At 41.2% G+C, this 14,063-nt stretch carries 9 protein-coding genes; all 9 read right to left on the reverse strand.

From position 1 onward, the window contains the following. Positions 1–405: 405 nt before the first annotated feature. The 9 genes from G622_RS0103395 to G622_RS0103435 all read right to left on the reverse strand — a co-directional run bounded on the left by G622_RS0103395 (position 406) and on the right by G622_RS0103435 (position 14,049). Entirely contained in the window at positions 406–1,401 is a 996-nt protein-coding gene (locus tag G622_RS0103395; protein WP_026509511.1) for an ABC transporter ATP-binding protein, read from the reverse strand. Further along, complete coding sequence (locus G622_RS0103400; RefSeq protein WP_026509512.1) at positions 1,401–2,564, reverse strand: ABC transporter ATP-binding protein; 1,164 nt, start codon at positions 2,562–2,564, stop codon at positions 1,401–1,403. The genes G622_RS0103395 and G622_RS0103400 overlap by 1 nt, the downstream gene beginning before the upstream one ends. A gap of 179 nt (positions 2,565–2,743) precedes the next feature. After that, positions 2,744–4,420 (reverse strand): ABC transporter permease, encoded by a 1,677-nt coding sequence (locus G622_RS25155; RefSeq protein ID WP_026509513.1) that lies wholly within the window; start codon positions 4,418–4,420, stop codon positions 2,744–2,746. Between the two features lie 17 nt (positions 4,421–4,437). Beyond that, positions 4,438–5,424, reverse strand: a complete 987-nt coding sequence (locus G622_RS0103410) for an ABC transporter permease (RefSeq protein ID WP_026509514.1) — start codon at positions 5,422–5,424, stop codon at positions 4,438–4,440. 243 nt (positions 5,425–5,667) lie between these two features. Continuing rightward, a complete protein-coding gene (locus G622_RS0103415; RefSeq protein WP_044913845.1) occupies positions 5,668–8,139 on the reverse strand; it encodes an ABC transporter substrate-binding protein in 2,472 nt (823 codons plus the stop codon). Positions 8,140–8,379: 240 nt separating this feature from the next. After that, positions 8,380–8,940, reverse strand: a complete 561-nt coding sequence (locus tag G622_RS0103420) for a hypothetical protein (RefSeq protein ID WP_026509516.1) — start codon at positions 8,938–8,940, stop codon at positions 8,380–8,382. 278 nt (positions 8,941–9,218) lie between these two features. Next, positions 9,219–10,784 carry a WecB/TagA/CpsF family glycosyltransferase gene (locus G622_RS25160; protein ID WP_081675164.1) on the reverse strand — a complete coding sequence of 522 codons (1,566 nt, stop codon included), beginning with the start codon at positions 10,782–10,784 and terminating at the stop codon, positions 9,219–9,221. A 22-nt stretch (positions 10,785–10,806) separates the two neighbouring features. Beyond that, positions 10,807–12,090 (reverse strand): DegT/DnrJ/EryC1/StrS family aminotransferase, encoded by a 1,284-nt coding sequence (locus G622_RS0103430; RefSeq protein ID WP_196814170.1) that lies wholly within the window; start codon positions 12,088–12,090, stop codon positions 10,807–10,809. A gap of 15 nt (positions 12,091–12,105) precedes the next feature. Next, the gene (locus G622_RS0103435; RefSeq protein ID WP_026509519.1) at positions 12,106–14,049 is read right to left on the reverse strand and encodes a polysaccharide biosynthesis protein; all 1,944 of its coding nucleotides are present in this window, start codon (positions 14,047–14,049) and stop codon (positions 12,106–12,108) included. Positions 14,050–14,063 lie beyond the last annotated feature (14 nt).

Here is a 14,063-nt window from a genome sequence, read left to right on the forward strand (position 1 = left end):
CGCCTCGTTTCCTTGTGCGGTGGTTACTCCTTTCAGAGCATTTCACACAGACCTCCCTAGGTACCACACGTTTCTTCCTCTCCATCCATCTGTCTCATTTATTATGCATGGTTCCGTGTAGTTATTGGGCTTCGACTTGTTCAGCAGCCTTACCCTCATGCATAACCTCGTATGAGATTTCTGTACGTCAGACCAGAGATTTGCCCGTGGGTTAGTATGTTCCCCACATCCAGCTTCCTTCAGATTCCGCCTCGCGACGGACACCCTTGCTTTCGGCTATATCCTTCCCACTACCGGGTGGATTCGGGACTTTAACCCGTTAGAAACGTGCGCCGCTAGGCGCACTGAAAAAGGCTATAAATGTTAATTCAATCAGCATTTATAGCCTAAAAAAATCAAAGCAATTTATTTGTCATTGTAAAGATGACATTTTACAACGTGTCCGTTGCCCATGTCCTTAGCCTGAGGTGCCTGTTCCTTACAGATACCCATGCAATGAGGACATCTGGTATGGAATTTACATCCCTTAGGCGGATTAGCAGGTGAAGGAATATCTCCCTCAAGGAGTACTCTCTCCTTCTTGATATCCGGATCAGGCATCGGAATAGCACTGAACAGAGCCTTTGTGTACGGATGAAGAGGTTCAGCAAAGATATCCTCTGTTTTACCTGTCTCTACGAGGCTTCCAAGATACATAACACCTACAGCATCTGAAATATGCTCAACTACTGAAAGATCGTGTGAGATGAACAGATATGTAAGATTGTTCTTCTCCTGAAGATCCTTAAGAAGGTTAATGATCTGCGCCTGAATAGAAACGTCAAGAGCTGATACAGGCTCGTCACATACTACGAACTCAGGTTTAACAGCAAGAGCTCTTGCAATACAGATACGCTGTCTCTGACCACCTGAGAACTCATGAGGATAACGATCCTTATGATAGGGCTGAAGACCACACTCCTTCATGATTTCTGTGATATAATCATCAAATTCTGACTTGGGAACAAGTTCATGTTCACGAACAGCTTCTCCAATAATCTCACCGATAGGAAGTCTTGGTGAGAGTGATGAATACGGATCCTGGAAAATAATCTGCATCTTTGTACGAAGATCACGAAGCTGCCTCTTATCAAATTTACTGATATCTTTTCCGTTGAAGATGATGTCACCCTCTGTCTTCTCAAGAAGTCTTAAAATAGTTCTTCCTGTAGTTGACTTACCACAACCTGACTCTCCAACAAGTCCCATTGTTGTTCCTCTGGGAATTGAAAATGTTACATCATCAACAGCCTTAACATTACCTGTAACGCCGCCAAAGAATCCACCCTTAATGGGGAAATACTTTTTGAGGTGCTTTACTTCGAGTATGTTGTCTTTATTATCATTAATCTTAACACTCATTAATTTGCACCTCCTTCAATATTATATATGCTGCCAGCAAGTTCCTCGCATCTGTAGCAGCTTACAAAGTGTGTAGGAGAAACCTTGTATACTCCGGGATATTTACCGGAACATTTCTCTGTACACATTTCACATCTATCCTTAAAGTAGCAATAATCAGGCATATCAATAGGGTTAGGTACGTTACCCGGAATATTGTAGAGCTTATCAACATGCTTACCAACAACCGGCTTGGATCTCATAAGACCTATTGTATAAGGATGTCTGGGATCCTTGAATATCTCTCTTGCAGTACCTTTCTCAATAACACGTCCCGCATACATAACAACAACATAATCAGCCATCTCAGCAACAACACCAAGGTCATGAGTGATAAGCATGATTGATGAATTGATCTTATCCTTAAGGTTTCTCAAAAGATCAAGAATCTGTGCCTGGATAGTAACATCAAGCGCTGTAGTAGGCTCATCTGCAATGATAAGCTTAGGATCGCAGGCAAGAGCCATAGCGATCATTATACGCTGACGCATACCACCTGAAAGCTCATGGGGATACATCTGGTATACACCCTCTTTATTGGCGATACCAACCATCTGAAGCATTTCAATTGTTCTTGCCTTAACCTGCTCGGGTGTCATCTCAGGATTATGAAGAGCAATAACCTCATCTACCTGTGCACCGATTCTGAATACAGGATTAAGTGATGTCATGGGCTCCTGGAAAATCATTGACATTTTATTTCCACGAAGCTTCTGCATAACTGAAGCAGGAGCATTAACAACATTTATTGTTTTATCTCCATCGTTAAATCTGATCTCACCTTCTACAGTCTGACCTGAAGGTCTCTGTACAAGCTGCATAAGTGAAAGGCTTGTAACTGATTTACCACAGCCTGACTCACCAACGATACCAACTGTCTTACCCTGAGGTACCTCGAAGGATACGCCGTCAACAGCCTTAACTGTTCCTATATCTGTGAAGAAATATGTGTGAACATTATCAAACTCAACACAATTCTCAGGATTTTTCATCTTTGTAACATATTCGCTCTCAGGAATATGTTTTCTGTTTCTCTTTTTCTCTATCTCTGATGTGATCTTACGATTCTCTCTGGAGATTCGTCTTGATTCTTTAGCAGAGATATAATTTGAATTCTTTGCCATTTTGCTCTCCTATATATACATATAAGATAATACGTCCTGCTTTATACTATCATACTCCCGCAAGACTCGAAATCATCTGGAATCCGGGCTTTCTCGCTTCTTCCTCATGATTTCTTATCTGACAAATGCCACTACGAATCCACATGCAGGCATGTGACTCGCAGTGTCGCATGTCAGAATTATCTTTTCATCTTTGGATCAAAAGCATCTCTAAGACCATCACCAATAAAGTTAAATGCAAGAACTGTAAGAAGAATGAATGTTCCTGCAGGTAACCATACGAAGAGATAGTTAGTCATAACGTATGAATCGTTAACCGCATTGATAATACTTCCCCATGATGCAGCAGGGTACTTGATACCAAGACCAAGGAATGAAAGTGAAGCCTCTGAAAGGATAACCTCACCAAGTCCCATACTTGCAAATACGATAAGCTGAGGAATTACGTTAGGTATAAGGTGCTTGAAAATTCTGCGGTATGTACTGATACCAAGTGCTTCTGCAGCTACCATGAACTCCTGCTCACGAAGTGAAAGGATCTGTCCTCTGACAATACGTGCAATTCCTACCCAGCCGATAACAGCCATTACTACACAGAGAAGGTAGATACGTGCTCTTGGGCTTGCCTGATAATAGTCCATGATTGAACCAAGAATCAGGTACAAAGGCATTGCAGGGATACAGTAAACAACGTCTACAAGTCTCATGAGGAGGTTATCAACCCATCCGCCGAAGAATCCTGCTACACCACCGATTACCATACCTATAAATACTTCGATAAATACTACCACGAAACCAATAAGCAATGAAATACGTCCACCATACATAAGACGTGCAAGAAGGTCCATACCGTTAGCATCTGTACCAACAAGGTGCTCCTTGGAAGGTGATGCATATGTATCGATAAGTCTTGTCTCCTGGAACTTCTTGATTACATACTGACCTGACTTCTTCTCAAATCTGTACTCAACCATGTTGCCCTCAGCATCGGCGTATTCAAAAGATCCTGAATTACCTGCAGCTTCAAATGCCTCAAGAGCAGCCGCCTTATAATCAGGATCAAGGAAGGTTCCTGAATCAATAGCGTTGAAGTTCATATTTGATACAACAGCATAGCCTTCGCCATTTGCTTCAACAAGACCTTCTGAATTTACAGTATAGCTGGTGCCATCTGCTTCAAATGAACCCTCTTCCCTTGCAACAGCAAGAAGTGCATTTCTGTAAAAATCATAAGTGAACTTTGTATCCTTGCTATATCCGGTAAATGATCTCTTACTTGCTACGGCAACCTCTGTTGCTTCATAGACATCAGCCTTGAAATCCGTACCGTTGAACATGTAGATTTTTCCATCCTGCTCGAAGTCATTTCTTCCTGCTTCAACTGCAGCATCAAATTCCTTGTTACCTTTAAGGAACATCTGAGCAGGTTCAAGTGAATAAATAGTATAAACATCTGAATCCTCAGCAGCAGGAGCCATACCAAGCACCTCACCACCACGGGTTTCAAATACATACTGCTTTTTGGAAACAGCAATAAGAGCCTTTGAGTTAATATCTGAAGGAAGCTTTACTCCATCAATTGTCTGGAACTGGAACTGATCAATAACTGTAGCTCCTGCAAACTCCTTCATAACCTGTTCAGTCTTGTAGAACACCTTACTCTCAGAATAAGGATAAATTGCTCCTCCAAGGAAAGAGAACAGGAACATCGCTACGATGATAACCATACCAACAATCGCAAGTCTGTTTCTAAGGAATCTCTTAAGAACCATCATTCCGGGAGACAGGACACGGACTCTGCTGGCATCATCAAGATGCATTTCTTCTTTATTTACTTCGTTTTTCTTATCTGACATTTCATCCGCCTCCTTCCTTAGTTTACTCTTACTCTCGGGTCAACTACCGCATAAAGAATATCAGCGATAAGGTTACCTAAAAGAATCAATACTGCCATAAATACCATGTAGAACATAACGAAAGGAATATCGCCCTGTACTACGCACTGGTAAGATGTATAACCGATACCGGGTATCTGGAACAAAGTCTCAGTAATCATAGCACCGGAGAAAAGTCCGGGAAGTGATCCACCAAGAAGAGTAACGATCGGTATAAGTGTGTTTCTGAAAGCATGATAATTAACTACTCTGTCCTCAGAAAGTCCTTTAGCTCTTGCAGTACGGATATAATCTGCGTTCAGAACTTCAAGCATGTTTGTTCTTGTATAACGCATAAGTGATCCGACACTTACAACTGTAAGTGTAATTACAGGCATGATCATATGACGTGCCATATCAAGAAGCTTACCAAAATCTGAATAAGATTCATGATATCTTCCGACTATTCCGTACAGATCAAGCCAGCCCAGCTTTACTGAAAGAACATATTTCAAAATCGTCGCAAAGAAAAAGCTCGGAAGTGAAATTCCGATAAGTGCGATAACCGTTACAGTGTAATCAGTTGCAGAATACTGTCTTCTTGCAGCAGCCACACCGGCAGGTATTGCGATTATTATTTCCAATATAAATGTTACAAGTCCCAGTGCAAATGAATACCAGATTACACTACTAAACTTCTGTAATACAGGCTGATTCCAGAACCAGGAATCACCAAAGTCAAGTGTGATAGCGCGTGAAGCCCATTTGAAATACCCCTGGATTACCCCCGTGTCCAGACCATACTGAGCATTTAACTGTTCAACCCACTCAGAGTAGCTCTTTGCACCAGGCTTTGTAGACAAAGCCATAGCCTGCTGTTCAACGTATGATGTAGGCATACATCTCATGATCGTATAAATGATCATTGATACAAAAAACAATAAAACTACCGATATGAGTAGACGTTTGATTATGAATTTCTTCATTGTTGTCTATACTCCTTCTAATATAATATCTTCTACCTTTTTTCTTTAGCATTTCTCAAAAATGCAATCTATTTAAAATTCCGCAAAGCGAAATAATGTTTTCGAATTTATATTATACCAAAACCTTTCAATAAGGTTCTCTATTGATTTAAAGTCATAAAGTATTTTTTTACATAACTTGTCCGCGGGAGCCACTTGACCCCCACGGACAAAGTCATACGCATTTATATTGTTAAATACGAATTACTTAGTCATAAGCTTCTCAATTCCATCGTGAGCACTTGTGCTTGCGAAGAAGTGGAAGTATGTTGTCTGATCCTGAAGCATCTCAGAATTGTCAACATCAATACGATCTACAGAGTAGATTGAGCACTGCTGTCTCTGATAAATCGGAATCTCAACTGCATAGTCAACAATGTAGTCAAGGCACTCTTTGTAGATAGCCTTACGTACTGACTGGTCTGTTGTTGAACGAGCTTCTACTACAAGATCATCAAGTTCCTTCTGGTTGATTCTGTACATGTATGCAGAACCACCTTCTGAGTGGTAAATCTGATACATATCAGGATCGATAGATGAACCCCAAGCAGCACACCAAATCTCTGCTGTACCACCTTCAGTTGCTGACCAGAGAACTGAAGAATCTGAAAGGTCATTGATAATAAGGTCGAAACCAATCTTTGCAAGGTCTTCCTTAGCAGCTGTAAGGATACCGAATGAAGGGTGATCACCCTTACCATCTGCAGGAATCATAGCTTCATATGAAAGCTTTGCACCTTCAGGAGCTGCTGTAAGCTTGCCATCAGATACTGTATAACCAGCCTTCTCGAAGAATCCAAGTGCTGCCTGAAGAGCTGCATCATACTTCTCATCCTCGCTCATGCCGTCTGTATAGATATCATTTCCGTCTGCATCAACTGAGAAAGCAACCTTGTAATCAGGATCTGAAGGCTGAGGTGCTGCCCATGATGTGTTAGAAATAGGATAGTTAATTACGTTAGCAGCATCGCCATAGTAAGAATCGATAACAACGTCACGATGTACAGCGATAACAGTTGCGATAGCTTTACGAAGAGCCTTTGACTCATCACTTGAAGGATCACTGCCAACCTTAACGTTCTCAGAGTTCATTCCGATGTAACCATAACCATTGTTGTCTACAAGAGATGTAGCAATCTTGTCACCTGTAAGCTCACCATTTGAGTTGTCACCGGCGATCTGCTCAAGAGTAGACTTGTTAGCTGAAGGCTCAGCAACATCGATTGTACCCTGAACAACAGCGGGCTCTGCATCAGACTGCTGAGTAACCTTCATCTGTACTTCCTTGATTACAGGAGCACCAAGATAGTAGTTCTCGTTAGCCTTGAAGTAAACAATCTTGTTCTCATACTTGTCGAATACATAAGGGCCTGCTCCAAGAGGAGTTGTTGTCTTTGCTCTTACAGATGAAAGATCACCCTTTGAGAATCCGAACTTGTTGTTATCATAATCATATTCAGCCTTGTCACCATAGTAGTGAAGAGGTGCAATCTCAACAGGAAGGCTGTAAATAGCTGTTGCATCAAGCTTGTCCATGTGTACTACAAGTGAGTAATCACCAGTCTTCTCGATACCTGTGATAGATGCTGCTGAATCACCTGTCTCGATTGAGTTCTTGTAGTCATCACTGAGCATATCAAGGATGCCGTCGCCAGCCTTTTCCTTGTCAGTAGCTGCCATAACATCGTTATCATAAGCTGCCATGATTTCATTCCAGAAATCATCTACTGTAGGAGCTGTGCCACCCTTAACATCAAATGTAGCACCTGAAGGAGCTGTAAGAACGCCGCCTTCTGCTTTACCATAGCCCCAGTTAGCCATTGCGTTTGCAATAGGATCCTTAGCTATATCCTCATCATCTGATACTGCGCCGTTTGCTGAGCAGTAATCAGCGATGTCGTTGATGAACTGTTCCTTAGCTGCAGGGAAATCTGTCTCCCAGAATTTCTTCTGCTGATCTTCTGTAAAGTATGTGAAGTCTGTATTGTCCTCACCAGCCTTAACAAGAAGGTTGAAAAGTGTATCAGATCCGCTCTTGTAAGCTTCCATACCTGTGATAGGAAGTGCACTGAATGATGAAGGTCCATCATATGAAGGATCTGCAAGTACATACATTGAGAAAATTACATCATCTATTGTAATAGGTTCGCCATCTGAGAATTTCAGATCATCACGAAGTTCGAAAGCATAATCAACTGTTCCGTCCTCGTTCTCTGTAATCTCACAGTTTGCGGGTCCCTTGTACTCATAGCTGTTACCATCATATTCCTTGGTCTCACCTTCGATACCATTCATGATGATCTCACCCATACGATCAACCTTAAGAAGCGGTATAGAAGTCATCTGCTCTACGTTGATATCGTAAGCTGAATTTGCGAAGAAAGGACTGAATTTCTCTGAGAATTCTGATTCTCCGATTACGAGCGGAGCTCCGCTTCCTGTGCTCTCAGCAGCCTCTGCTGAATCACTTGATTCTGTCTCTTCTGTAGCTTCTTCCGTAGACTCTGTAGACTCTGCAGCCTCAGCACTGTCTTCTGCCTGTGCTTCTGTAGATTCTGTCTGATCTGCAGAACCGGCAGTTTCGTTAGATGAACCGCTGTTTGAGCCGCATCCAACTGCTGAGACAACCATTGTTCCGGCAAGTCCTAATGCCAGAAATTTGCCTAACTTTTTCATATTGCCCTCCATTCTGGGGTATCCCCATAATATTATATGTGCATCCACCTTGGTGGTTGTCACCGCTAACATACTTCACCGGGCTAATTATTACCTCACCGGGTGAATCTTCATTACCAGCACCAAGCTCCTAAGATCCTCGCTAAGTACTATGCTCAAACACATAGAAAGTATATGCGCTAATACTGATTCTTTCTATTAATCAAACTCTATATCTGACCATAAGTAAAAGTTATATACTCACTTATTGGACTCAATAGATATTCCTGAAAAGTTCTTATTATAATATCCGGCAAAAAGTAATGCTACAAAGATAACCGGAATGTGCAGAAGCAGATACAATAATTCAAGCTTAATATCGTATTGCCCTCTTCTTATCACCAGATAGATGATCTCACACACTGCACTCAGCCCTGTAAGCACTATTGCAGCTATAGCACAAAAATGCATGCGCCCTATACCTTTATCATACTGTTTTCTTGTCATCCTGGGCGTAGCATCTACATATTCTATTATTCCTACAATGAAAAATAATACAGGCAAATACTGCAATATATAAGGAAGTACCACCCACAGAGTATGTGATGATGTCTGATTCACCAACCCCTGAATAATAAGAGCAGCAAACATTCCTATTCCATACAGTACGCACGAAAGATAGGTCTTCTTCTTTTGTGTTTCATCAAAAGGAAGCACATATAGATCCCCTTTATAGAAGAACCTGTCTCGAAACCTCCCTTTTTTATCCATCTCGGGAACATGATCATAATCTCCCTTATATGGATTATGCAAAATACTCATTACTCCGTATTTCCATTTCTAAGTAAGGCACAATAACAATCTGTCTTACAAACAACTTCTTTATAGAGAAAAAGCGCTCCTAAACTTACACTCTGCAAGTAGGAACGCCGTTGTTCTAAATGTAAGTATACATTATTGCAAATTAATTATCTACACCGAGATTAAATTATATCAAAATGTTAAAATAAGTCAAGCACAGACGAACTTTTGTCTTTGTCTCGCGGACACTTTGTCGGTTTAAAGCGTGCAAGCGGAAACTAAAAAATTATACAGTGCAATTATTTCTTTAAAACAAATACTTTCCAGATAAACTTTGCGTTTGATATAACGTATCTCTTGAGAAGACGTTTAGGGTCCTGAAACAGTCTGTAAAGCCATTCCATACCGATTTTTCTGATCCAGAGGGGTGCTCTTTTTATATTTCCTGCATAAAAATTAAATCCTGCACCAACTCCAAGCATGACACCATGAAGTTTTCCTTCATGCGCTGCCATCCATTTTTCCTGCTTGGGAGCGCCAAGTCCTATCCAGATAAGGTCGGCACCGGATGCGTTGAGCATCTCAACTATCTCTTCATCCTCCTTTGGAGTAAGCTCTCTGAAAGGCGGTGAATAATACCCTTTTATATCCATTCCGGGAAATCTCTCCGGAAGATTCTTCTTTAATAATTCAATAGTCTCCTCAGATGAGCCATAGAAATAATGAGACAGCTTACCGTCCATTGTCGATTTGAACATCATGTCCATAAAGTCGGGACCGGCAATTCTCTCTGCTTTAACGAATCCTGCTTTCTGAATTCTGTTTACTATGGGCTGACCATCAGGAAACGTCAGTGCAGAGGAATTCTGTATATTCATATACCCCGGATTTTCACTTGCTTCCACAGTTGTATGGACATTACAGAAACATATATACTTTCCAAAAAAGTCCTGTATATGACTTCTCACATATAAGACTGCATTTTCGACATTTGATACTGCAAAGTCCACACCAAGAACTCTGCACCTCTTTGCCATGGCTGAATAATAAACGGCCTGATAGTACCCCATTCCTCTGATGAGATTACCTGTAACCCAAAGTCCGTCAATTGAAAGACCGAAATAAGTGTTTATTCCTTCATACCCTAGTCTTCTTACAATATCATTTCTTACATAGTCAGCTATTTCAAGCTTATCAGGAATGCAGACAAAGGCATCACTGCAACCTGATTCCTTAACCCTTTCTATGAGCTGTTCTCTGCTTAACACAGCTTCGTAATCATCGAATATTCTTGTCTCATCTGCGTTATAGGAATCATCCAGAGTAAAAATAGCTTCAAGCTCAAACTCTGAGGCAAGCTCCTTACCAAGATGTGCCTTGACAGACTCGATATCCTTCTCATAAACAAGAGCTGTTATCTTCCTTCTGTGAATATCAGGATTACCATGCTTTTTAAGGATTGCTCTGTATATCAGTCTGAAGGACAGCACAAATACAAAGTCCAGGATAACCAGATACAGCATTGCCAGTCTTGAAAAATAGTAGGCATTTTCCTTGGACGCCATCAATGTTACTATCAAAAATACAAACAGTATGAACAGATTTTTGCATACACCAACGAAGACTTCCAGTGGATCCTGATTCTCGATAGGCTTATAGTCATATTTTCTGCTATTGTATACATTCACAAGTGTGGCAAAAAGAATTTCCATGAAAAAGACCATGGTATACAAAGGTGCCATCCACTCCTTTTTCATGTACCAGTTAAATCTTATTGTAATCATAGCTGCATAAGCAAGCGCCAATGCAACCGCATCTACTATAAGCAGTATTCTTTTTCTTCTATGTGAGCGTGAAAAGCCCATATCAAAAGACCTCGCAAATCATTTATTTAAAACATCTGTGAATAATATCGATTATTATATCCTGTTCTTCTTCAGTCATCTTATTATCTGAAGGAAGGCAAAGACCTCTCTCAAATATATCTGCTCCAACGTCAGTCAGAACGCCTTCGTCAATATATGCATTACTTCGTCCCCTAAGTATGCCCTGCTCTGTAATGAAAATGTTATTTCTGTAAACAGGCTGCATATGCATAGGCTTCCAGATAGGTCTGCCCTCGGCATTAAAAAAGCCAAGCATCTCCAATATTTCTGAGGGTGAGGATTTTCCGGGTTCTGACTTATACAGCGCATTTTTCTCAGATCTTACATGAGGACTCATCGCATCTTTATCTATGATCATGCAGCTAAGCCAGTAATTAGGCTCCGTATCCTCCGGAATAGGATTCATTGAAACCGGAAGGTCCTTAAGGCCTTCTTTGTATCTGTAATAAATACGCTTCTTTTGCTCAATATGCTCATCAAGATAGGGAATCTGTCCTCTGACAACACCTGCCACAATATTGGACATACGATAATTATATCCCAGCTCCTCATGCTGATACCAGGGAGCATCCTCTCTTGCCTGGGTACTCAGCTTTCTGACCTTGTGACAGTCATACTCTGAATCAGTAAGGAACATACCTCCTGCACTTCCGGTAATTATCTTATTCCCATTGAAAGAGATAATACTATAGTCACCAAATTTACCTGTCTGTACACCTCTGTAGGTTGCTCCCAGTGATTCGGCAGCATCCTCAACTATAAGCGCACCATGTTTATCTGCAATATCCCTTATCTCCTGTATCTTTCCTGGAGTTCCGTAGAGATACGCCACAACGATCAGCTTAACATCAGGATAAATCTCAAAAGCCTTTTCCAAAGCCTTGGGACTCATATTCCAGCTCTCTTCCTCAGTGTCTATGAAAACAGCTTCGCCTCCCTCATAGGCAACAGGATTAACTGTCGCATCAAATGTCATATCGGAGCAAAAAACCTTCTTGCCGGTAAGTGTACCTTTATTGGCAGGCTGGGGTCCGTAAAGCCTCTCCCCTGCCAGTCTGATTGCAAGATGTAAAGCTGCGGTTCCTGCACTCAAAGCCACAGCATACTTTCTGCCGACTTTCTCCTGAATAAGTCTTTCAGTCTCATTTATATTTTCTCCAACAGTAGAAACCCAGTTGGTTTCTATCGCATTTGTGATCCATTTAAGCTCATCTCCATGCATTGTAGGAGATGAAAGCCAGACTTTTTTATCAAATCTCTTAATACCGTTAAATCTCTCGTCCATAATACTATGCCTGCCTTATTCTGTTTCATTTATAAGCTCAGCCGCTCTCTCAAGAGCCTTCTGATGCTCAAGGGAATGTGAATCAGCATTATCCTCAGGGTGATAAGTTGTTACTATCTTCTGAACTATCTCCCTGATCTCATCAGCATGTTCTGCCTTAGATGCTCCGTTAAGCTCCTCCAGCTGTCCAAAGAATTTCATATCATCCATATCAATCGGCTTTCCGATGTGGATCATTCTGTTAGCTGTATCCTGGAGACCTTCCTCATCCATGAGCATCTCCTCATAGAGCTTCTCTCCCGGGCGAAGTCCGGTAAACTCAATCTTTATATCCTCGCCTACCTTATATCCGGAAAGCTTAATAAGATTCTCAGCAAGATCAAGAATCCTTACAGGCTCACCCATATCAAGGACGAATATCTCACCGCCCTTTGCATAAGCTCCTGCCTGCATAACAAGGCTGACCGCCTCAGGTATAGTCATGAAATATCTTATAATGTTAGGATCCGTTACTGTGACCGGACCGCCTGCTGCAATCTGCTTTTTAAATAAAGGAATAACTGATCCGTTTGAACCAAGTACATTACCGAAACGAACTGCAACAAACTCTGTATCATAATGCTTATTAAAGGTCTGCACGATCATCTCACAGATTCTCTTACTGGCTCCCATGATATTAGTGGGATTAACCGCTTTATCCGTAGAAATCATTACAAACTTACGGCATCCGTTCATGGCCGCTGCCATGGCAGTCTTGAAGGTACCAAAGACATTATTCTTGATAGCCTCATTGGGACTGTCCTCCATAAGCGGTACATGCTTATGTGCAGCTGCATGATAAACTATCTCAGGTCTGTACTGCTCGAAAATTCTATTGATTCTGTTTGTATTTCTAACAGAAGCTATAAGCACCACAAGATCCAGTTCAGGGTGCTTTCTCTTAAGTTCCTGCTGAATGTCGTAGGCATTGTTCTCATATATATCAACAATGATCAGTTTGCCCGGCTTGTGGTTCGCAATCTGTCTGCAGAGCTCGGAACCTATTGAACCGCCGCCACCTGTAACGAGAACAGTCTTACCACTAACATAGCCTGCAATCTGATTAAGATCTACTGCTATTGGTTCTCTTCCAAGGAGGTCTTCTACCTCTACCTCACGAAGCTTACTTACATTGACCTCACCGTTAACAAGCTGATAAACCCCGGGAAGTGAACGAAGCTTACAGTTAGTCTCCTTACAAAGATCAAGAAGCTTTCTCATTTCGCTTCTTGAAAGTGAAGGAATGGCAACTATAATCTCATCTATGTCATAGAGATCCGCACATTCAAGAATCTTATCACGGCCTCCCACAACTCTGATACCCTGGATATAATGTCCCCATTTTCCTCTGTCATCATCAATGATACATCTGATGACCATGCTTGAAAAATTGCTGTTAACGATCTCTTTGATGATGATATTACCGGATTCACCTGCACCAATAACCATTACTGATGTGGTGTTTTTGCGGTTCTCTGTCTTATGCTTCACGCTTCTGATAAATCTGTAGCTGAATCTGCTCACAAAGATCAGAGTAATAAGAATAAATGTATATAAAAAGTAATAACTCTGAGGAACAGTCACTCTGCCGATTCTAAAAAACTGTAAGCCTATTGCATTGGCAATACCTGATGTCACACAGGCAAAGACAAGGTTCTGCAGCTCATTCTCTCCGGCATATGCCCAGAGACTGTTATACAGTCTGAAAAAGTAGAAGACTATAAGCGAAATGACCACATTTATAACAAGGTAATCATTTACAGGTTCCATAAACTCATATGGAACCAGATCAATATTAAACTCGTATCTCATAAGAAGGGCCATATAGCTTGCAATGATGATACTTAGAACATCATATACAATAAGTCCGACCCTTCTATAAAATTTTGCAAAGTTAAAAGGTTTCTTTTCTGAATTCATATCTCTTTATTCTA

Source organism: Butyrivibrio sp. LC3010, assembly GCF_000424385.1.
GTDB lineage: Bacteria > Bacillota > Clostridia > Lachnospirales > Lachnospiraceae > Butyrivibrio.